The following is an 18,304-nucleotide window of genomic DNA, read 5'->3' as shown; positions in this document are numbered from 1 at the left end:
TCATCGCCCCAGGTCTCCTTCCGGCCCGGGAAGCAGGCGGCCTTCCAAGTCGAGGAGGTACCGCATGGCAGGAGCCAGCCATGCAGCACTCCACCGGTGGTCAGCAGGCGCATCCCGGTAGGCAAGATGCGGGATGCCGGCCTCTTCGAGTAGCTGGTGGCCGGCGGTCCAGTCGGCCTCCAGGGTGCCGACTCCCCCCAGGGCGATCCGGCAGGCGCTGCGCAGGACGTATGCGTACTTGCGTAGGTTGCGGCGCACGTCGTACTCGTCCAGGCGCGCGTCGCTGCCGGCGACGTTCACGAGTTGCGGGTGCGGGGGCCGGTCGCTGAGGAGCGACGCGTCCCAGACGCTGGCGACGGCGAAGAGGCCGGGGTGCCGGGCCATCAGGTTGAGGGCTGCGAAGCCGCCCTTGCTGAACCCCAGCAGGTGTACCGGCGGCCGGGCCCGCCCGCCGAGGGCCGCGAGGACGGTCGGCACGACCACGCGGACGAGGTGGTCCTCCTGCTGGCAGTCGGCCCGGGTGGCGTGGTTGACGAGCCAGGGTGACTCGCTGAAGGTCGGCGCAGCGAAGGCGGTTCCGTCGCGAAGGTCTGCGGGAAGCCGTGCGATCTCGTCGAGGCTGTGGCCGTACTTGCGCCCGTCGTCCTTCTCGACCGGCAAGGCGAGCACGATCCTGCGCACGGGCTGCTCGGGCCAGATCACGGTGACCTGGGTGCCGGGCCTCTGGAACGGGCTCTCCAGGGAAATCCGAGTGCCCGGGAGGGCGGAGGCGGTGCGTTCAGGCCCGGAGGACGGCGACGGCATCGTGGTAGGTCTCCCAGTTGTCGCAGTTGAACCGGAGCTCGGCCTGCAGGAGGGGCACGGCCCGGAGTTCGTTGCCTGCGCAGATCCAGCGCCGCACCGCGTCGATGAGGTAGAGCTCGCCGTTGGGGCGCGGCGGGCATGCGCGCAGGGCCTCGAAGACGAAAGTCCCCAGGACCCAGCGGGCAGCGCAGGCGTGCACCCACCGGGCGCCGGTGTGGTCCAGGGGCTCTCTGCCGAAGGTGACGTCGCACGGACCGGGGTCCGTCCTGGGTGGGGCCGCCGGGCCCAGGATTGTCTCGTGCGGGGGGACGCTGCCCGCGGGGAACAGCCGGGTCAGGACTGAGCAGTTCGCCGTGCCGCCGTGTACGAGCCGCTGGAGGGGTGTCTCCCCTTCGGTGCCGCCGCGGATCAGGTTGTCGCCGAATGCGAGGACGAACGGCTGTTCCTGGGTCCATGTCTCGGCGTCGAGGACGGGCGCGCCGGGGCCGGTGCCGTCGTCCTGGATCCGGTAGGAGAAGTTCATGCCGTACGCCGCGCCGCTGCCGAAGTAGGCCGGGATCTGGCCCTTGCGTGAGGAGATGACGAAGAGGACGTCGGTGATGTCCGCCGCGCGCAGTTCGTGGACGAGGTGTTCCAGGATCGGCGTCCGTGCGACGGGCAGCATCTCCTTGGGGATGATGCGGGTGATCGGGGCCATCTTGGTCCCGGCCCCACCGGCGGCCACGACCGCCCTGGTGATCGTGCGTGTCATGGGTTCTCCCTCCCACCAGGCGCCCGACCGGACGGCTTGGCCAGCCAGTGGAGCCAGGTGCCGTAGACGTCGCAGTGGGCCACGACGTCGGAGCGGCTCATGCCACCGTTGTGGCTGGCCATGATCATGCGGGGGGTGTTGTGGCCGAAGTGGCCGATGGAGATTTCGTGGAGCGGGCGGTGCTGGCTCAGGCCGGCGAGGGTGTCGACGAGGCGTTCCCGGCCGCCGGGCGAGCCGAAGATCTGGTAGATCGACCATGAGAAGACGAAGACCAGGTGCCGGTCGGGCGGGGTCTCGGTGACGACGTCGGCGAGGTGGTCCTCGGCCCGGCCGGCCAGGATCGTCGGCGGGGTGCGGGCGGCCAGCGTCAGAGCCCTGTTCAGTGTGTGCATCCGCGTGGTTTGCTCGGGCCAGGTGAGGCTGACCAGCCACTCGGTGGCCTCGTGGTCGGTGATGTCCACTGGGTGGAGCTCGATCCCGACCGGCCGGACGAACCGCGCGACGTCCAGGGACAACGGCGGCGTCCCACCCTTGATCTCGCAGAACAGCTCCGTGTCCGGGTCGCTGGCGGGCAGGCTGAGCCGGTGGCCGCCGTAGTCGTAGGTGTAGCGGTCCCAGAGCAGGTTCAGGCCGGCGCTGGCGCCCACGTCCACGATCCTGATCGGGTGGCTGTCGTCGAGCTGCTGCTGGAGCGCGGCGAAGGCGGGGAGCAGGACGGCGCACCTGCCCACCTCGTTGGTCTGGACGGAGCGGGTTGAGATGGTCTGCCGGATCCGTTCGGCGTGGCGTCGGCAAAAGTCGGTGAGCAGGGCACCAGCGCGGGCCTCGGGCAGTTCCTCGAGGCCGGTGAAGTAGGTGGCCAGCGGGTGCTGGGAGCCGCGGCGGATGATGTGGTGGATGGCCCCGAGCAGCATGTTGGGTGCGGGCTGTCCCGGCTGCGTGTCGGCCGCGAGGTCGAGGAGTTCGGGGGTACGGGCGACCGTGCGGGACAGGGTCTCGTACAGCGGGGACTTGCCCGCCGCCTGCTGGATGGCGAACCGTTCGAAGACGTCCGCGAGCTTGGCGTGCTCGGTCACGGGGTCTCCTCAGATGATCGTGTAGCCGGAGTCGGCGAGTTGCTGAACGGCGCCGAGGCTCTGGCCACGGCGGCGCCACCACTTCTCGGCCTCGGCGCTCATGGCGGCCTGGGTCTTGGCAATCACGGCCGCGACCTGATCACGAGGGACGATCACGGTGCCGTCCTCGTCGCCGACCACGACATCCCCGGGGGCGATGCGGACGCCGTCGATGTCCACGGGGACGTTGACCGCGCCCTCCTCCCGGCCAGCCGGGTAGTCGTAGTTGAGCGGGGTGGTGCCGCGGGCGACTGTCGGGAACGCGATGTGGCGCAGCTCGGCGACGTCGCGGATCATGCCGTCGACCAGGACGCCGGTGATGCCCCGGCTCTGCATGTGCGAGGCGGTCACGCCCCCGAAGCAGGACCGTTCCTTGCTGCCGCCGGCCGCGACCACGACGATGTCGCCGGGCTGCGCGAGGTCGATCGCTGCGCGGCGCACGGTCACGTCTGGGCCGAGGGCCGTGACGGCGCTGCCGCACAGGACCAGGCCGGGGGTCTGGAGCTTCAGGCAGTACGAGAGGGTGCCGGTCTTGCCGAGGGCGTCGACGATCGCCGCGACCGGAAGACGGGACAGGGCACTGATCTGGCTGCGCGTCGGGCGGCTGATCTCGGTGTGGATCTCGCGAACGGACACGTTACGGCCTTCCTTCCAGGGCAATTGCGGGGGTGGGGGCGGACAGTTCTCGACGTGGCGCGAGGTCCTGCGCCATGAGGTCAAGCGGCGACGGCCCGGCCCCTGCGGCCGACGCGGGGCCATCTGCCAGCGCGGCTCGGGTAGTCCGGCACACCATGTGGGCGATCGACTGCACCAGGCAGGGCAGGCCGAAGTCGTCCACGGGCGGCAACCTCTGGCTGCGCTGGCCGGCCACGAGCGGGTCAGGACCGTCCCGGTGCAGGAGAAAGACGTGCGCGCCCGCCTGCAAGGCGGCGTCGACGGCCTGCCGGTTCGTCCTGCCGTTCGAGTCGTAGGCAAGGAGGAAGACGACGTCCCCGACGGAGGCGGAGTGCAGTTGGTAGCGGACTCCGTGCGCCGGGTCGGGGTGGTCGTTGTAGATCGCGCTCATGTCGGCGAGCGACGGGTCGGACATGACGACCGGCGGCCGGATCCCCTCGACACCGAGAGGGGCGTCCCAGTGCAGGTTGTGAGCGAAGTGTTCCCCGGCCAGAGCGAGGGGGCCGCCGTCTGGGCACAGCACGTAGATCGCGCTCCGGCGGCGGATGGCGTCCGTGACGGCCCGTGTGGCTGCCCCAATCCACTGGCCCAGGCGCCGGGTGTCCAGAGAAGCGAGGGCGTGCAGGTACTCCTCCAGGCGGTGCGACAGCGGTAAATGCTCTGGCTCCGTGCTCGCCGCGGCGGTCAGCGTCAGCGCGGTCAGCATGGCGTCCTCGCTGACCTGCTGGTCGGTGGCTCCCGTGGGCCAGACCATGCCGTCCACCGGTCCCAGCTGATCCCCGCGCCCGCCCACGGTCGCCAGCACCGGCACTCCGTGCCTGCGGCAGAGTCCGACCGCCTCGACGATGTTCTCCGACCGGCCGCTCACGCTGGCGACGAGGACCAGGCCCACGCTGTCGATCTCGTCGGCCAGCACCCCGCTGAACACCGTCCGGTAGCCCTCCCGCTGAGCCGTGTACGCCAGGGCGGCCAGGCTCACCATCGCCTCGTTCACGTCCAGCCCGGCGTGGCCGGCACGAAGCTGCGCGAGAACGGAGCGCACGATGGCCGAGCTGCCGCCGTTGCCGAATCCGCGGACAGAACTGCCCTCGGCGACCGTCTTCCTCATCAGTGCTGCCGCGGCGGCGCCTTCGCTCTCCAGCATCCTGGCGACCACGGCGCTCACCTGCGTCACGTACGCGTGGGCGAAGGCCCCGTACACAGAAGACGACACGGCAGATCACACCCTTCCATCATGTCGATCAAGGTCAAGCAGTACGCACCCACGGGGCGACCACCTGCGGAAACTCGTCAGTGAACGTGCGGCAGTGGTCCATGGGCCATCCGAGAGCCGCACGGAGGTCCATGCAGTCGAGACGGCAGTCGGCAGGCCGATCGCCGGATGCCGCGCCGGCCTTGACGTGGTCGGGGGCGATGCCGAAGTGCTGGGCGATCATCAGCCCCATCCGGTACTTCGTGAACCCGTGCTCGGCGCTCCAGTGGACGACGGAGGCGAGGTACTGGCCCTTGGACTGGGCCGCGAGCCAGCGGCAGACCTCCGCCGCCTCGTCCACATGGGTCGGGTAGCGCACGCAGATGTCGTCCAGCTCGACCGGCTCACCGGAGCCGACCTGGCAGGCGATCTGGGTCAGGTTCGTCTCGGCCGCGTACTCGGCGGGCCCGTACAGCACGGGAAGCCGCAGGATCACGGCCTCGGGGCAGGCCCTGCGCACTGCATCCTCGGCGAGGAGTTTCCACTGGCCGTAGGCGTTCACCGGGTTCCGCCGGGCATCGACCCGGTAGGGAGGATAGGCCCCGTCGAAAACGTAGTCGCTGGAGATGTGGAGCAAGCGCGCGCCGTGATGGCGGGTAGCCTCCGCGATCAGCCGGGCCGCCTCGACATTCAGCTCGTGGGCCCGCGCCGGCGCGTTCGTCCAAGCCTCGGGCCGCCGCTCGCCGACGCAATTGACGACGACGTCCGGCTCGAAGCGGCTCAGTGCGTTCAGGACGTCGTCGGTCGATGTCGCGTCGACCGTGACCAGCCCCTGGCCCTTCCTGCGGAAGCTAGTGCCCGTCACCTTCCAGTGCTCGAAGGCCCGCATCATCGAACGCCCGAGGAGCCCGGATGCACCGAAGATCACTGCTCGCACAATTCACCCCCAAGGAGTCCTGGTGGTTGGCTTCTCGTCGGATGGTCCCTGCCGTAGGTTCAGCCGCCTGGTCACGTCGCGAAAGCGGATCTGGTCGAGGTCTCAACTCTGTTGAGGAACCCGCAAGTTCGTTGCATGCGCCCTGCCGCGGGCTGCGTGGCGCGGCTACCGTTGACGCGCCGTTCCCGCGAGGAGGCACCGTGAGCGTCCATGCCATGACCGCTCCGCCCGGCCTCGATCTCGGCGCGCTCATGCGCAGCCGCCGGGGCGCCCGACGGCCGAAGATGACCCAGGAGGCTCTGGCGGGCGTCCTGGGCTACTCGAAATCGTGGGTCTGCCGTGTCGAAGGCGGACAGATCGTCCCCCAGATTGAAACGCTGTTGCACATCGCGGCCGTGCTCGACATCCCACCCGATGACCTGATCACCGCCGCTCACCCGCCGGGGCGAGACCCGGCACGGGATCCTCAAAGCCACGGATCCGGCGTCACGACGGCAGCTACGGTGAGCGCAGGGGACCACGAGAAGGAGGACGCGGTGCGGCGCAGGGGATTTCTCACCGGGGCTGCCGGACTGGGAGCCGTCATGGTCACCGGCAGCCCTGCCACTCCGGCAGGCCGAGCCCCAGCCGACCCCGCGGCCGCCTTGGAGGAGGGACTGTTCCGCCCGCCCACCGTCGGCCCCGTCTCGCTCAGCCAGCTCGACCGGGCACTCCACCGCGCCCGCGCAGACTTCCGCCATACCCGCTACCAGGATCTCGGCGCTGAACTGCCACTGCTGCTCGCCGCGGCCGACGCGACCCGTGACCACCTCACCGGCCACGCCAAGGAACGAGCCTGCGCGCTGACCGCGTACGCCTACAGCCTCGCCGGCGAGTTGGCCAGCAAAATGCACTCCGAGGCCGTCTGGGTCGCCGCCGACCGGGCCCTCGCCGCCGGCCGCGCCTCCGGCCAAGCCGCTCCACTCGGCGAGGCCGCTCGCATGCTGTCGGTCGCCATGCGCCGAGCCGGCCGCCACCACCAGGCAGCGGACCTCCTCGTCCACACCGACCGCCAGCTGGCCGATGACTCCACCGAGCCGGCCCTGGCCATCCGCGCCGCGATGCTCCTGACGTGCGGATACACGGTGGCTCACTACGGCGACCGCACGGCCGCACTCGACATGGTTGACGAAGCCGAGTCCATCGGGCAGCGCCTGCGCTACGGGCCTGGCCTGGAGAAGGTCACCATCCAGGCCACCCGCGCGCAGTGCGCGAGCTTTCGCCTGAGTATCTACAACAAGCTCGGCGCCCCGGACGACGCCGTGCCGGTCGTGGCCCGGATCAACCCGAGCGCCTTCCCGACCGCCGAGCGCCGCGCACGACTTCACACAGACGTGGCCCGCATGTGGCATCAGCTCGGAGATGATGCCCGCACCCTTGCCGCTCTTCGCGCTGTCGAGCACGAAGCACCCGAGGAAGCCCGTCGCCCTTCGGTGAAGGCCCTCACCGCGGACCTGCTGTACTCCTCGACGAGCCTTCCTGGGCTCAAGGAGTTCGCGGCGCGTACGGGAGTCCACAGCTGATCACTCCTCGGGGAGCGGCTGGTCGGGGAGGGCGATGGGAGCCGGCCGGGCCTGTAAGGACGGTGCGTCGTGTCCGGCGAGGACGATGGCGGCGGGCGGGATGAGTGCCCCGATGAGCAGGGCCACCGTGGCGCGGAACGGATGCGTGATGTCGATCTTGCTGTCCTGGTCTTCACGGGCGTGTAATCCGGTCACCGCCCCGCCACCCCCGCGTTCCTGCTCCGGGGCTTCGCGTGGGCGGTCGCCAGGCCGAGCAACTGGTCGGCCGACCGCGCGGACTCCTCCGCCCACCGCCGCGCGCACACCGGGTACCGGGCTGCGTCGGGCGGGTCGTACTCCAGTCGGCGCCCGACCGATGCCACCAGTGCCGGGTGTCTGCCGGCCGCGATAGGCATCAGCACTCCGAGGTGTGCCGTCAGGTCCGCGATGGTGGTCTTGATGTCGTCCGCGTCGAGAACCGCGCGGTGCGCGGGCTTGAGGATCTTGTGCACCGTCGCTCGGACTGCCTCAACATCGAGCGGGGCGAGCGCGGTTGTGCGGTCGACGGGCACACGCCGGGCCCGGGTGGCGGTCGTCATCGCTCCTCACCGGCCGACGTCTCGTCGACCTCGCTCTCGTTGCGCGACTCGTTGGGGGCCACGAGCGAGTACCGCCGCTGGAGCTTCTGCTGAAGCGTCGGCCGCTCGCGCTCGGGCAGCGGGGGCAGGTTCGGCACGGCAGTGCCCGCAAAGTTCGGCATGATCAGCTCCGGCACAGGTAGTTCGAGGTGATGGCAGCCAGCTGCTGCTCGGCTCCCGGCTCGACGAGCGCGAGAGCGAGGAGATCGCGACAGACGCAGGCCATCTCCTGGGCGTACACGCAGCGCACGACTGCCGGCCCGGACATCGGCTCCCCACTCAGCCGGTCCCGCACGAACCCGGTCACAAGGCGGATCTGGGCGTCGTCCTGGCCGTGCCTCGCCCAGTTCTTGGACTCGATCTCGGGCAGGAGCAGCTGGATGTGGCCGCGCAGCTGCAGCAGCAGGTGGTCGACGGTGGCGGCCAGCGGCAGCCGGTCGAGGGTGGCGCGGATCGTGCTCATGATGTCGTCGACGTCGATCGGGTACTTGTCGGGCCTGGCCCAGACAGCGCGCCAGCCGGTGCCGTGCCGCTGGGGGCGGGTGATCTCGGGGGTTCTCATGACACGACCACCGGGCTGGCCGCGGTCGCGTTTCTGGACGCGGGGGCGAATCCGCTGAGGAGAGCGACGTGGGGCTCGCCCAGGGCGCGCCAGCACAGGCGGTTGCCGGTGAAGGCTTCGCGGGCGTGGAGCCAGCGTTCGTTGTCGAGCAGGTATGCCTGGCCGGCGTCGAGCGGGAGGCGGATCTGGTAGGTGGTGAGCGCGTTGCGCAGGTAGGGCAGGTAGGGCTGCACGGTGGGGCTGAACCGGGCGAGGCCGTCGAGCCGGAGCCGGATGGAGATCCGGTCATCGGGGTGCCCGGTGAACACCTGTGTGGGGTGACCGTCACCGCCGCCGAAGTAGGCCGTGCGAGGCCGGCTGAGTGCGATGACAGCTTCGCGGCGGCGGGCCGCGATGTCCGCGTACACGGCGCGGCCGTCAGTCAGCAGGCAGGCGCCCCCATGGTGGGCGGGGGTGCCGCAGACCAGCAGCATGAGCCGGGGCGGGGCCGGGGTACCGGAACGCTCGGTGTGCGGGGCCAGCTCGCCACTGCCGAAACCCCCGTATCCGGCAAGGTGCGTGTGGCGGCGGGTGTCGCGGATGGTGGTGAGCCCGTCGGGGTCGCTGTCGCGATGCGGGGTGATGTCCATGATCCGGCTGGCGAAGTCGCGGACGACGGTGCGGGAGGTGAAGCCTGTGAGGGTGATCAGCCCGGTATCGCGTAACTGTTCGTGGGCCTGCTCCTCGGCCTGCGGCGACTGGATGTCGATGTAGTGGGCCGTGAAGGGCTGGGCCTCGCGCATCGGCGCGCTCCTCTCGTCAGGAATGGTGCGGCCAGGGTCCGGGGCACGGGGCGGCGGGGTACAGCGACAGATTGTCGACTCGGACAATTCGGCCAATCGGATGGCGAGTTGGAGGCCGCATGCTATGTTCCGCACGCCCCTTGGACCGGCGATGAACCGCGAAGGACAGCGATGATCTACACGCCCCCGACCTGGCCCGTCTCCGTCAAAGCCGTCGCCCTCGACATCCACCAGCGCGTCCTGCTGCTGAAGAACGAGAGACAGGAGTGGGAGCTGCCAGGGGGCCGCCTCGAGCACGACGACGACAGTCCGGAGACGACGGTCGAGCGGGAGCTGCTGGAGGAGACCGGCTGGGAGGTGAAGACCGGACCGCTCATCGACGGTGGCGTGTGGATCTACGAACCGATCCCCAGCCGGCGCGTCCTCATCATCACCTACGGCTGCACTGTGCTCACCCCGGACCGGACGCCAGTCGTCAGCCACGAGCACAAGGAGATCGCCCTGTTCACGGCCGACGAGGTGCCGGACCTGCACATGCCCGACGGGTACAAGCGCGCGATTGCCGCCTGGTACGGACAGCGACACCGCTGACCGGCCGGCAACACGATGCTTCCGGCGTCCCGTCCTGCCGCCCGCCATGTGGTGTGGCACTGGGCGACCCCGCAGGCCGAGGCCGTCCTCGCCACCCGCGACCTCGGCGTCATCCTGCGGTTTCACCGGGCCGTGCACCGGATCAACCAGACCGAACTCGGCGAGATCCTGGGCTACGACAAGACGTACGTCTCGGCCCTGGAGCTGGGCAAACGCTCGTTGGACGATGTCGGGTCCCGACGCCGCGTCGCGGAATGCCTCGGCCTCCCGCCGCACGTCCTCGGGGTGACGGACGTCGCGGACACCGACCACCGGGCGATGTTGCAGTTCGGCGAGTCCACCGTCCGGCTCGCCGAGATCGCCCGCCAGTCCGGCCACGCCTCCGAAGCCGTCGCCGAACTGTGGCCCCTCGTCGCGCGCCTCGAAGCCCGGGTCGAGGACGGCCACAGTGAACGCGACGTCGTACGGCTCCTCGCCCACGCCCGCGTCGGCCTCGGCGTCGCCCTCGGTAACGTGCTCCCCGAAGAGCGCCTGGCCACCGCAGCCCGATGGACCGCCCGCAGTCTCGAAGCGGCCCGCCACCTTGGCCACGACCCCGGACTGCTCTCCGGCATCCTGCGCATGCACGGCAACGAGCTGCGCAAGGCCCGTCTGACCGGAGCAGCTGTCGAGCGCCTGCGCCATGCCGCCGCCATCGCGCCCACGCTCGACGACCGGGCCGCCGTCCTGCCGCTCCTGGCCCGCGCAGCGGGTGCCCTCGGTGACCAGGAGCTGTTCGACACGGTGATGCGCGAGACCGGCCGGCTTCTCGACACCGCGGCGCACACCTCGCTGTTCAACCCGTACGCCCTGCACGAGATCCGCCTGCGCGGCCTCCTCGCGACGGGCCGCGCGCCGGCGGCAATAAGGCTCGCGGAGGACCGGCCGGCACGCTCGTCGACCGTAGCGCCGCAGTGGAGGGTGATCGAGCTGATCACCGTCGCCCAAGTCCGTCTGCTCGGCGGCGACGGCACGGGGGCGGCCGAGGCCCTGGACGTGGCGGTGGGTGAAGCGGTGGTGCAGCGGCTGCCGCACCAGTTGCAGCGCATCATGCGCGCCACCGGCCAGCGGCTGCCGGACATCCGGGACGCGGCAGGCGAGGCGCTGGACCGGATGCGACAGGAGATGGCCGCGTAGCAGCGGGGCTGCAGGCGCGGTCATCGGGTCTGCCCGGGGCCGAGGTCGGGGACGGGCACCACGCGGGCGAGGTCCCAGTAGACCTCGAAGTCGTCAGCAGGCCAGTCCGCCGTGTCCCCGTGAGCCTGCCGGTAGCGGGCGCCAATGGGGGACTCGGCGGGGCTCTCGTACTTCTGGGCGGGTCCAGACATGGCGGTACCAGGAAACACGGGCATGGGGAGGCTCCTGGACGAGCGGTGAAGGTAGTCGCTGGCAGCGGCGGCCCGCCGCTTCATCCTCGGGGGACGACGAGCCGCCGCGCACTGATCACCGGATGAGCGCGAACCGTGATGCGCATCACCTTGGCTCAGGCAGGATGCCCCTTCGGTGACGGGGTTTGCAACCTCGCCAACCCTAATTGGCACATGCCGTACCCACGTTCTATCGACGTGCACAACCCAGCGAGTGCACAATGCAACCTGGAGGGCCCAATAGGACACCCCAGCAAGGCAGTTCACCACCCGTGGAGGACGAAAAGTCCATACCGAACCAACCAGCCCGGCCGACCCTCAGAAGGCGGCGCCTCGGCGAAGCGCTCCGAAAGTTCCGCAACCAGACCGGCATGAGCCTGGAACAGGCAGCCGAGACCATCGGATGGGACCGCACCAGGCTCTCCAAGGTCGAGCTCGCCAAGGGGCACATCAGCGCCGCCGGGGCAGCCAAGCTCCTCAGCACCTACGGCGTGGACGCACCCGACGTCCTCGCGGCCATCGAGGCACTGGCCAGAGACGCGGGTAAACGGGGCTGGTGGAAGAACTACGGAGACGTCGTTGACGAGCTCACCAAGGACTACCTCTCGCTCGAGACGGACGCCGAGAGCACGCGCATCTGCTCCCCCAACCTGATCCCTGGCCTGTTCCAGACCGGAGCCTACGCGCGCGAGATCATTGCCGCCGGATCGTTCTGGCGACCGATCGATGAAGTCAACGCCTTTGCCGAGGTCCGCAAGGCTCGACAGGCCGTACTGACCGCGAAACGCGATGGCGGCCGACCGCCCTTGAGCTTCTGGGCGGTCATCCACGAAGCCGTACTGCACCAGCGTTTCCCGTCCCAGCCGACCCTGATGCGAGAACAGCTCCGTCACCTGCTCGATATGTCGGACCTGCCGAACATCACCATCCAGGTCATGCCAATGGCCATGGTGCCAAACCCGGCAATGATGGGTCTTTTCGAAGTTGTTCGCTTCCCCGCTCCGTGGCCGACCGTCGTCCTCGTCGAGAACCTGGTCGGCGGGCAATTCGTCGAGGGTACCGAGCACGTGGACATCTACGAGCAGGCATTCGAGCGCGTCGTTGCCACCGCACTTCCCGTGGCGGACTCACGGGAAATCATTAAGAGAATCATGGAGAAGGACTAGGCAATGAATCGCAACGAAGCCCTGCATACAGCAGACCTGACAGGCGCCGTCTGGCGCAAGTCACACGAAAGCAACGGCAACCAGGCATGCGTCGAGGTCACAGAGGTCCACAACCTCGGCACGCTCCTCGGTATGGCTGTCCGCGACTCCAAGGCCCCCCACCGCGCACAGCTGCGCTGCCCCACCGAAAGCTGGAATGCCTTCTGCGCCTTCGTCGCCACCGACAAGCTGTAGATGCGCAGTTGAGTGCCAACATCATGTGAACGCGCCCCTCCCCAGGGCATATGGGGAGGGGCGTGCCCTTGTCCGGACCTCGGCAGTGTAGGCATCCGGCCTCCCGCAAGGGCAGTACGTCGCTACGATCCCGCGCATGCCGATCGTCCGCCGCGCGATACCCGACGACGCTCCTGAACTCGTCCGGCTCCGCCGCGTCATGCTCGACGCCAACCACGACGAGCCCACCCCGGACGGAGACTGGCTGAAGCAGTGTGAGAACGCGCTGATCTCCATGCTGGAGACTCCCCGCTTCGCCATGTTCGTCCTCGACGCCCCCGACACACCCGGCAGGCTCGCCTCGTGTGCGGGCGCCGGCCTCTCCCCACGGCTTCCTGGCCATGCCTCGCTCGCCCTGTGGCACGGGGAGATCCACCAGGTCGCCACCGACCCCATGTACCGCCGTCGCGGCTACGCCCGCCGTGTCACCCGGGCCGCCCGCGACTGGCTCGCCGCCCAGGGCTGTTCCTCGGCCGCTCTCACCGCCACCGAGTCCGGCATCGGCTTATACGAGGAGCTGGGGTTCCGGCCGATCCCCTACCAGCGCATGGTCTGGCGACCAGCACGATGAGCCCGCCTGACCGTCGAGCCCTGTCACCCCGACCGGTACATCCTCCGAGAACACCGGACGACGGCGCACGCAGTGCGACTACCGTACGGGCGATGACGACCCAGCAGCCCGCCGACGGCTTCTATCTCCGCAACGCTGCCTCCGCCCTCGTCGTCCGCGACGGCCAGGTGCTGATGGTCCGCGGCACCTGGCCCGACCCGAACTCCGAGAACTACTGGCTCCCCGGCGGCGGACAGCAGCCCGGCGAGACCCTCGCCGCCTGCGCCGAGCGCGAAGTCCTCGAAGAAACCGGCGTCCGCGTCACAGCCGGCCAGATGCTCCTGCTGCGCGAGCACATCGCCGGAAACCACCCGGACAGCAACATCCCGGCGGAGACCGGCCATCACCGCGTCGAGGCCATCTTCTGGTGCGAGATCCTGCACGAACCCGACACCCTCGGTGGCACCCAGCACGACGCCCCCCAGACCGGCATCGAATGGGTCCCGCTCGAAAAGGTCGCCAGCCTGTCGATGATCCCCCCGTTCCTCCAGGCCCTGCTCCCCGGGCTCGCCGCCCAGGCCGCCGCTGGCACTGCGCACGCGTTCTACGCCGGAGACGTCGAGTGACGCCCCAGCTGTCCGGCCAGCCCCAGCCGGCGCCATTCGGAACCGAGGACACCCGGCTCATCATCCTCCGTGGGAACTCCGGCTCGGGGAAAACCTCGGTCGCCACCGAGCTGCGCGAGCGCTACGGCCGGGGCATCGCCCTGGTCGGCCAGGACAACCTCCGCCGCGTGATCTTGCGCGAGCGAGACACCCCCGACGGCGCGAACATCGGCCTCATCAACGTGACGGCGCGCTACGCCCTCGACCACGGCTTCCACGTCGTCCTCGAAGGCATCCTGTACGCCGCCCACTACGGCCCGATGATTGAAGCGCTGGTCCGCGACCACCGGGGCCACACCCACCTGTATTACTTCGACATCCCGTTCGAAGAGACCCTGCGCCGTCACTCATCCAAGCCGCAGGCCAGCGAATATGGCGAGAAGGAGATGCGGGACTGGTACCGGCCCGGAGACCTGCTGCCGGGCGGCCTTGAGACCGTGGTCCCCTCGTCCAGCTCGCTGACCGAGACGGCGAACCGGGTGATGCTTGAGTCCGGGCTAACCGCGGACAGCACCCGCCGGGAAGCCGCCGCGCTCCTCGACGAGTACGACTCCGGCACCTGGAACCCCGCCAACGTCGAGCGGGCCTTCGCCGAGGACCTGGCGCGCGGTGGCCTCTCGGGGCCCCAGCTGCGGGCCAGCCTGCGTGAGGCGCCTGCCGGCCGCCTGACCGACCTGATCACCCGGGCTACCCCTGTGTTCGAACAGACCCGGACGGACAACACGGCCGAGAAGCTGCGCCTGGCCTTGCGACCGCTCCTCGACGAACTCGCCCCGCCGCCGTGACCGCCCGGTCGGCCGCCTACCACGTGCCGGTCGGTCAACGGCGGCGGACGCTGAAGCGGTGGCTGCTCCGTTCTCCGTCCACCGGATCGACGCGCGCGGCGGGCGTCGCGTAACCGCTCGCCAAGGCGGCGTCGAACAACCGCTCGGTCGCGCCTTCCGCGATGCCGACCTGGTGGAGTTCATGCGGAGGGTCGGCGTGCAAGATCCCGAGCTGTTGCTGGACGACCCCGAGGCGGTGGAATGGCTCACCGACCCGGCACACCAGTGGACGCTGTCCGCATTGGGGTAAGAGCGGACTCGGCCAGCGGCCGGTGTAACAGATCACGGTCGCTTGACGTTCCGCGCTGTGAAAGGGGTCGGCTCTTGTGTCAACCCCGCCAGCGAAACGGCGCGGAGGAATGGGTGACGACTGCTACTGCTCCCCTCTCACGGGCAGCGGGCCGGGCTTTCTGGCAGGAACCGCTGTTCCCGTCAAAGCCCGCCCCGGCTTCACAGGCTCCGGTGCTGAAGGCGGCGACGAAGGCAGCGCCGCCCGCCCCTCCAATCCCACCGGCCGAACCGCCCCAGGACCTCTCTCACACCTGGGTCGTCGCCGCTGAGATCCAGGTGGAACCGCGCATCGCGAGCATCGCCGACTTCCGAGGCTCCTTCAAAGCGACCGCCGGCCAGCGCGTCGACGCCCTGGAGGTGTACTGCAAGGGCTGTCGTCGCCCGTACGACGAGGTCAAGGGTGAGGACTGCGCAGAAAAGGTGGACAACAGGCACCTGATCGGCGGGGACCAGTCGACGCGCAAGAAGCGCAAGGTCCCGCCGCCCCCGATGGGCACCAAGATCATCCCTGGTGAGAAAATCCAGCGGCGCGGCATCAGCGCCTACATGGCCGGAGTCAGCCGGCCCCGCTGACTGCGCACGTCCTCTCCCAGCCGACCCTGGACACCTCCAAAACCAGCGCGCGACACTAACGCCACGCTGACCCCATCGTGCGCGCCGTGAGTACACCGCCTGAGACACCCTCGCCGCGAAGCCTCGCCCGCGAAGCCGCCGGACTGCTCCTCGTCGCTGCCGGCGTCCTCGTCGTGCTCGTTGCCCTGGGCGCCATGCACCCGGTACTGAGCAGCAGCGTGGCGGCCGCGGGCACCTTCGCGGCCCTCCGCTTCCTGGCACCGCCGAGGACCAAGGTCTCCCGCGCCGTCACCTGCACTATCAGCACCATCGTGGTCGCGGCCGCCGTCGGTTGCGCCTTCGCGTACTTTCCACTGCTGGGCTGGGTCGAAGTCGGCACGGCCCTCGCCGCGGCAGGCGTGTGGCTGGCCAGTGAGGGGGCCTGATGCCCCAGCGCCAGTTCCTGCCCGGCCTCCGCCGCCTCCTCGTCCCGCGCTCGCATCTGCCGCAGGAAGAGAAGTCAGCCGGGCCGATCGGCAACTCGTACGTCTCCATGACCTACGCGGGCACCACGACCGTGTGGGGCACCGAGAACCGCGCCGCGGGCTGGGACCTCGACCGCGTCATCCAGGAGGGATACGAGCGGAGTATCTGGACCTTCAAGTCCGTCGAGGCGATCTCCAAACACCCCAGTGCGCTCACCGTCGAGATTGGACGTGGTGGTGACGAGCGGCAGTTCGCGGAAACGCTCACCGACCACCCGCTCCTGCACGTCCTGAACGTCCAGGCTAACCCGCTGGAGCGGGCCACCGTCTTCAAGAAGCGGCTCTCTGCGCAGCTCCTGTTGTCGAAGAAGGGTGCGTTCGTCGAGATCACCCGCAGCCGCGGAGGCACAATCACCCGCCTCGACCTATTGCCGCCCAACCGGGTCGAACCGGTACCCGACCCCCACCACGGCGACTACATCTCCCACTACGAGTTCACGACGTACGACGGGCGGGTCCGGGAGCTGGACCCCAGCCGCGTCATCTGGCTGAGAGACCCGCATCCAACCGATCCCTTCTGCGGCGTCACGCCGCTGGAGGCGGCGGGCCTGTCCGTCGACCTGGACGTGAAGGCCCGAACGTACAACATCACCTTCATCGACAACGACGCGCGCCCGTCAGGGATCGTTGGCATCGACGTTGATGGTCTGGATCAGCGCGAGATCGACCGAATTCAGCAGCGGCTCGCCCCGGGCGCCCAGCACGCCGGCGAAACCGTCGTCGTCGGCAGCGGACCGGGCGGTCTCAACTACGTGGACACCAGCACCCGGCCGCGCGACATGAACTACGAGACGCTGGCCAAGACCGCGAAGGACGAGATCCTGAGCGCGTTCGGCGTCCCGGAGAGCATCGTCGGCAATGCGAGCGAACGCACGTACGCGAACGCTGACCGGGAAGAGTGGAACTTCTGGCAGCACACCGAGCTCCCCCATCTCGCACTGCTTGCGTCCGCCTTCGACCTGGACCTCGACGACGGATGGTCGCTCCGCTTCAACACGTCCACCGTTGAAGCGCTCGAGTACCCCCGCCGCCAGCGGAGGGAAGAGGCGAGGCAGGAGTGGAACGCCGGGCTGATCACGGTCGACGAGTACCGCCAGATCGCCGGTCGCCGCCCCTTCAACGTCCCCCACACCCGAGCACTGTGGATCAGCCCGCAGAAGGCACCCGTCCCAGCCAACGAGCAGGATGCAGCCGCGCTCGGCGTCGCCCAGGACCCGGCTGCGGGAGGCATGCCCGACCTACCCGGAGCCGGCGACCCGCCACCCGCCATAGCTCCCTCCGGCCCTGCGGGCAGCTCAGCGGCCGACGCGGTCGCCGAGGCGCGCGGCCAGGCCCCGCGGGCAACCGCCGCCACAGATGTCGCAGCCGCCCGTGGCCCCGCCAGCGATCCGGCGGCCGAGGGCACCGCCGCAGCCGCCCTCGACCAAGCCCGCAGCAACGTTCCTCTCACCTTGCCCGGTGACGCCGCAGACGACGTCGCGGTCGCGCGCACCACGCTCGAGCAACCAACAGTTCACGGGGATGCCGCAACCGACGTCGACGCCGCGCGCAGCCGCATCGAGCACAAGGAGCTGCCCCGAGACGATGACGGATTCGAAGTCACCGACAGCAACTTCGACACGGCCTCCGCCGCCATCACGGCGGCACTCACCGCATTGCTTGCCCGGCAAGAGGGCGTCATCACCGCTCGTCTGCACGCACCCAAGTTCCGTAGGCACACCCGGTACTGGGAGCCGGACGGCGACACCGACCTACGCCAGGGTGACAGTCCGATCGACGGGGCGCGCATTGTCGGCGCGGCACGGTGGGAGGAGGAGACGGTCAGCACTCTGGCCCCAATCCTCCAGCAGACCGCAGTGACCATCGCGGCGACCCTCAGCAGGAGCATGACGGGCGAGGCCACCGTGCCGCCGAGCGCGGCCGCCGCTGGGCTCGCCGCCTCGACCATGGCCGGGCGCGCCCTCACCACGCTGCTCTCTGACTTGGCCGACGCCCTCGACACAGCACAAAGCGAGCCCGTCGCCCTCCGCGACCTCACCGACACGGTGGCCGCGTTCTATCGCGCGCGCTCCGCAAAGTTCATTGCCCTGCTCGCCGAGTCCTGCGCCGTCGCGACCGTCAACGGTGCGGCCGATGCCACCGCCGAGGGCGTGGGTCCTTCCGTGCTGCGCACCTGGGTCACCCGCGGAGACACCCGAGTCCGGCCCGCCCACATGGAGCTGAACGGCACCACCCTGCCCGTCGGTATCCCTTACACCGTCCACGGCTCCACCCTGCGTTACCCCGGGGACCCGTTCGCGCCCGCTGGTCTCACTCTCAACTGCCGCTGCCGCCTCCGATACCGCACTGGCCCCAGCTCCCGGGAGACCTCCTGACCTAGCCAGCCATCTGGTCTCCCTGAGCCGCCGTCCATCAGCACGCGACGCTAACCGAGTGCGATGTGC

23 protein-coding genes and 1 pseudogene are annotated in these 18,304 nt (G+C 69.7%); 12 read left to right on the top strand and 12 right to left on the bottom strand.

Going from position 1 to position 18,304, the window contains the following annotated elements; all coding sequences use genetic code 11:
- The 6 genes from IE295_RS30330 to IE295_RS30305 form a co-directional block, all read right to left on the bottom strand.
- A complete protein-coding gene (locus tag IE295_RS30330) occupies nucleotides 1-702 on the bottom strand; it encodes a hypothetical protein (RefSeq protein ID WP_190066992.1) in 702 nt (233 codons plus the stop codon).
- A 76-nt stretch (nucleotides 703-778) separates the two neighbouring features.
- Nucleotides 779-1,555 (bottom strand): sugar phosphate nucleotidyltransferase, encoded by a 777-nt coding sequence (locus IE295_RS30325; RefSeq protein WP_190066991.1) that lies wholly within the window; start codon nucleotides 1,553-1,555, stop codon nucleotides 779-781.
- The gene (locus IE295_RS30320) at nucleotides 1,552-2,631 is read right to left on the bottom strand and encodes a DUF2332 domain-containing protein (protein ID WP_190066990.1); all 1,080 of its coding nucleotides are present in this window, start codon (nucleotides 2,629-2,631) and stop codon (nucleotides 1,552-1,554) included. Before IE295_RS30320 ends, IE295_RS30325 begins: the two co-directional genes overlap by 4 nt.
- Nucleotides 2,632-2,640: 9 nt before the next feature.
- Entirely contained in the window at nucleotides 2,641-3,306 is a 666-nt protein-coding gene (locus tag IE295_RS30315) for an RraA family protein (protein ID WP_190066989.1), read from the bottom strand.
- Nucleotide 3,307: 1 nt separating this feature from the next.
- The gene (locus IE295_RS30310; RefSeq protein WP_190066988.1) at nucleotides 3,308-4,558 is read right to left on the bottom strand and encodes an SIS domain-containing protein; all 1,251 of its coding nucleotides are present in this window, start codon (nucleotides 4,556-4,558) and stop codon (nucleotides 3,308-3,310) included.
- Between the two features lie 34 nt (nucleotides 4,559-4,592).
- On the bottom strand, nucleotides 4,593-5,465 hold the full coding sequence (locus IE295_RS30305) for a dTDP-4-dehydrorhamnose reductase family protein (RefSeq protein WP_190066987.1): 873 nt from the start codon (nucleotides 5,463-5,465) through the stop codon (nucleotides 4,593-4,595).
- Between the two features lie 209 nt (nucleotides 5,466-5,674).
- Here IE295_RS30305 and IE295_RS30300 point away from each other — a divergent pair, with 209 nt between their 5' ends.
- On the top strand, nucleotides 5,675-7,036 hold the full coding sequence (locus tag IE295_RS30300) for a helix-turn-helix domain-containing protein (RefSeq protein WP_190066986.1): 1,362 nt from the start codon (nucleotides 5,675-5,677) through the stop codon (nucleotides 7,034-7,036).
- On the opposite strand, the gene IE295_RS30295 is transcribed toward IE295_RS30300, so the two are convergent.
- The 5 genes from IE295_RS30295 to IE295_RS30275 are packed head-to-tail and all read right to left on the bottom strand — an operon-like array spanning nucleotide 7,037 to nucleotide 8,997.
- A complete protein-coding gene (locus IE295_RS30295; RefSeq protein ID WP_190066985.1) occupies nucleotides 7,037-7,231 on the bottom strand; it encodes a hypothetical protein in 195 nt (64 codons plus the stop codon).
- Entirely contained in the window at nucleotides 7,228-7,614 is a 387-nt protein-coding gene (locus IE295_RS30290) for a hypothetical protein (protein ID WP_190066984.1), read from the bottom strand. Before IE295_RS30290 ends, IE295_RS30295 begins: the two co-directional genes overlap by 4 nt.
- Nucleotides 7,611-7,775, bottom strand: a complete 165-nt coding sequence (locus tag IE295_RS30285) for a hypothetical protein (protein WP_190066983.1) — start codon at nucleotides 7,773-7,775, stop codon at nucleotides 7,611-7,613. The genes IE295_RS30290 and IE295_RS30285 overlap by 4 nt, the downstream gene beginning before the upstream one ends.
- A 2-nt stretch (nucleotides 7,776-7,777) precedes the next feature.
- Nucleotides 7,778-8,215: a DUF6415 family natural product biosynthesis protein gene (locus tag IE295_RS30280; RefSeq protein ID WP_190066982.1), complete on the bottom strand. Its 438-nt coding sequence runs from the start codon at nucleotides 8,213-8,215 to the stop codon at nucleotides 7,778-7,780.
- Nucleotides 8,212-8,997: a TauD/TfdA family dioxygenase gene (locus IE295_RS30275; protein ID WP_190066981.1), complete on the bottom strand. Its 786-nt coding sequence runs from the start codon at nucleotides 8,995-8,997 to the stop codon at nucleotides 8,212-8,214. Before IE295_RS30275 ends, IE295_RS30280 begins: the two co-directional genes overlap by 4 nt.
- Before the next feature lie 171 nt (nucleotides 8,998-9,168).
- Here IE295_RS30275 and IE295_RS30270 point away from each other — a divergent pair, with 171 nt between their 5' ends.
- Nucleotides 9,169-9,588 (top strand): NUDIX hydrolase, encoded by a 420-nt coding sequence (locus tag IE295_RS30270; protein ID WP_190066980.1) that lies wholly within the window; start codon nucleotides 9,169-9,171, stop codon nucleotides 9,586-9,588.
- 15 nt (nucleotides 9,589-9,603) lie between these two features.
- Nucleotides 9,604-10,764: a helix-turn-helix domain-containing protein gene (locus tag IE295_RS30265; RefSeq protein ID WP_190066979.1), complete on the top strand. Its 1,161-nt coding sequence runs from the start codon at nucleotides 9,604-9,606 to the stop codon at nucleotides 10,762-10,764.
- Nucleotides 10,765-10,784: 20 nt separating this feature from the next.
- Here IE295_RS30265 and IE295_RS30260 read toward each other — a convergent pair whose 3' ends face one another.
- Nucleotides 10,785-10,955 (bottom strand): hypothetical protein, encoded by a 171-nt coding sequence (locus IE295_RS30260; RefSeq protein WP_190066978.1) that lies wholly within the window; start codon nucleotides 10,953-10,955, stop codon nucleotides 10,785-10,787.
- 311 nt (nucleotides 10,956-11,266) lie between these two features.
- Between IE295_RS30260 and IE295_RS30255 the strand changes: the two genes are divergently transcribed.
- The 9 genes and pseudogenes from IE295_RS30255 (at nucleotide 11,267) to IE295_RS30215 (ending at nucleotide 18,235) form a co-directional block, all read left to right on the top strand.
- Nucleotides 11,267-12,160: a helix-turn-helix domain-containing protein gene (locus tag IE295_RS30255; protein WP_224323480.1), complete on the top strand. Its 894-nt coding sequence runs from the start codon at nucleotides 11,267-11,269 to the stop codon at nucleotides 12,158-12,160.
- A 3-nt stretch (nucleotides 12,161-12,163) separates the two neighbouring features.
- Complete coding sequence (locus IE295_RS30250) at nucleotides 12,164-12,394, top strand: DUF397 domain-containing protein (protein ID WP_190066976.1); 231 nt, start codon at nucleotides 12,164-12,166, stop codon at nucleotides 12,392-12,394.
- A 136-nt stretch (nucleotides 12,395-12,530) separates the two neighbouring features.
- Nucleotides 12,531-13,004, top strand: a complete 474-nt coding sequence (locus IE295_RS30245) for a GNAT family N-acetyltransferase (protein ID WP_190066975.1) — start codon at nucleotides 12,531-12,533, stop codon at nucleotides 13,002-13,004.
- Between the two features lie 92 nt (nucleotides 13,005-13,096).
- The gene (locus IE295_RS30240; protein ID WP_190066974.1) at nucleotides 13,097-13,609 is read left to right on the top strand and encodes an NUDIX domain-containing protein; all 513 of its coding nucleotides are present in this window, start codon (nucleotides 13,097-13,099) and stop codon (nucleotides 13,607-13,609) included.
- Nucleotides 13,610-13,617: 8 nt separating this feature from the next.
- A pseudogene (locus tag IE295_RS30235) lies at nucleotides 13,618-14,148 on the top strand (kinase); the annotation flags it as partial.
- Between the two features lie 343 nt (nucleotides 14,149-14,491).
- Entirely contained in the window at nucleotides 14,492-14,722 is a 231-nt protein-coding gene (locus tag IE295_RS30230) for a hypothetical protein (RefSeq protein ID WP_190066973.1), read from the top strand.
- A 317-nt stretch (nucleotides 14,723-15,039) separates the two neighbouring features.
- Nucleotides 15,040-15,336 (top strand): hypothetical protein, encoded by a 297-nt coding sequence (locus IE295_RS30225; protein WP_224323479.1) that lies wholly within the window; start codon nucleotides 15,040-15,042, stop codon nucleotides 15,334-15,336.
- A gap of 86 nt (nucleotides 15,337-15,422) precedes the next feature.
- The gene (locus tag IE295_RS30220) at nucleotides 15,423-15,761 is read left to right on the top strand and encodes a hypothetical protein (protein ID WP_190066971.1); all 339 of its coding nucleotides are present in this window, start codon (nucleotides 15,423-15,425) and stop codon (nucleotides 15,759-15,761) included.
- Nucleotides 15,761-18,235, top strand: a complete 2,475-nt coding sequence (locus IE295_RS30215) for a phage portal protein (RefSeq protein WP_190066970.1) — start codon at nucleotides 15,761-15,763, stop codon at nucleotides 18,233-18,235. The genes IE295_RS30220 and IE295_RS30215 overlap by 1 nt, the downstream gene beginning before the upstream one ends.
- The last annotated feature ends 69 nt before the right edge of the window (nucleotides 18,236-18,304 follow it).

It is taken from the genome of Streptomyces griseocarneus (genome assembly GCF_014655595.1).
GTDB classification, from domain to species: Bacteria; Actinomycetota; Actinomycetes; order Streptomycetales; family Streptomycetaceae; genus Streptomyces; species Streptomyces griseocarneus.
The sequence above is the reverse complement of the archived record's forward strand: the minus strand, read 5'-3'. Positions and strand labels throughout refer to the sequence as shown.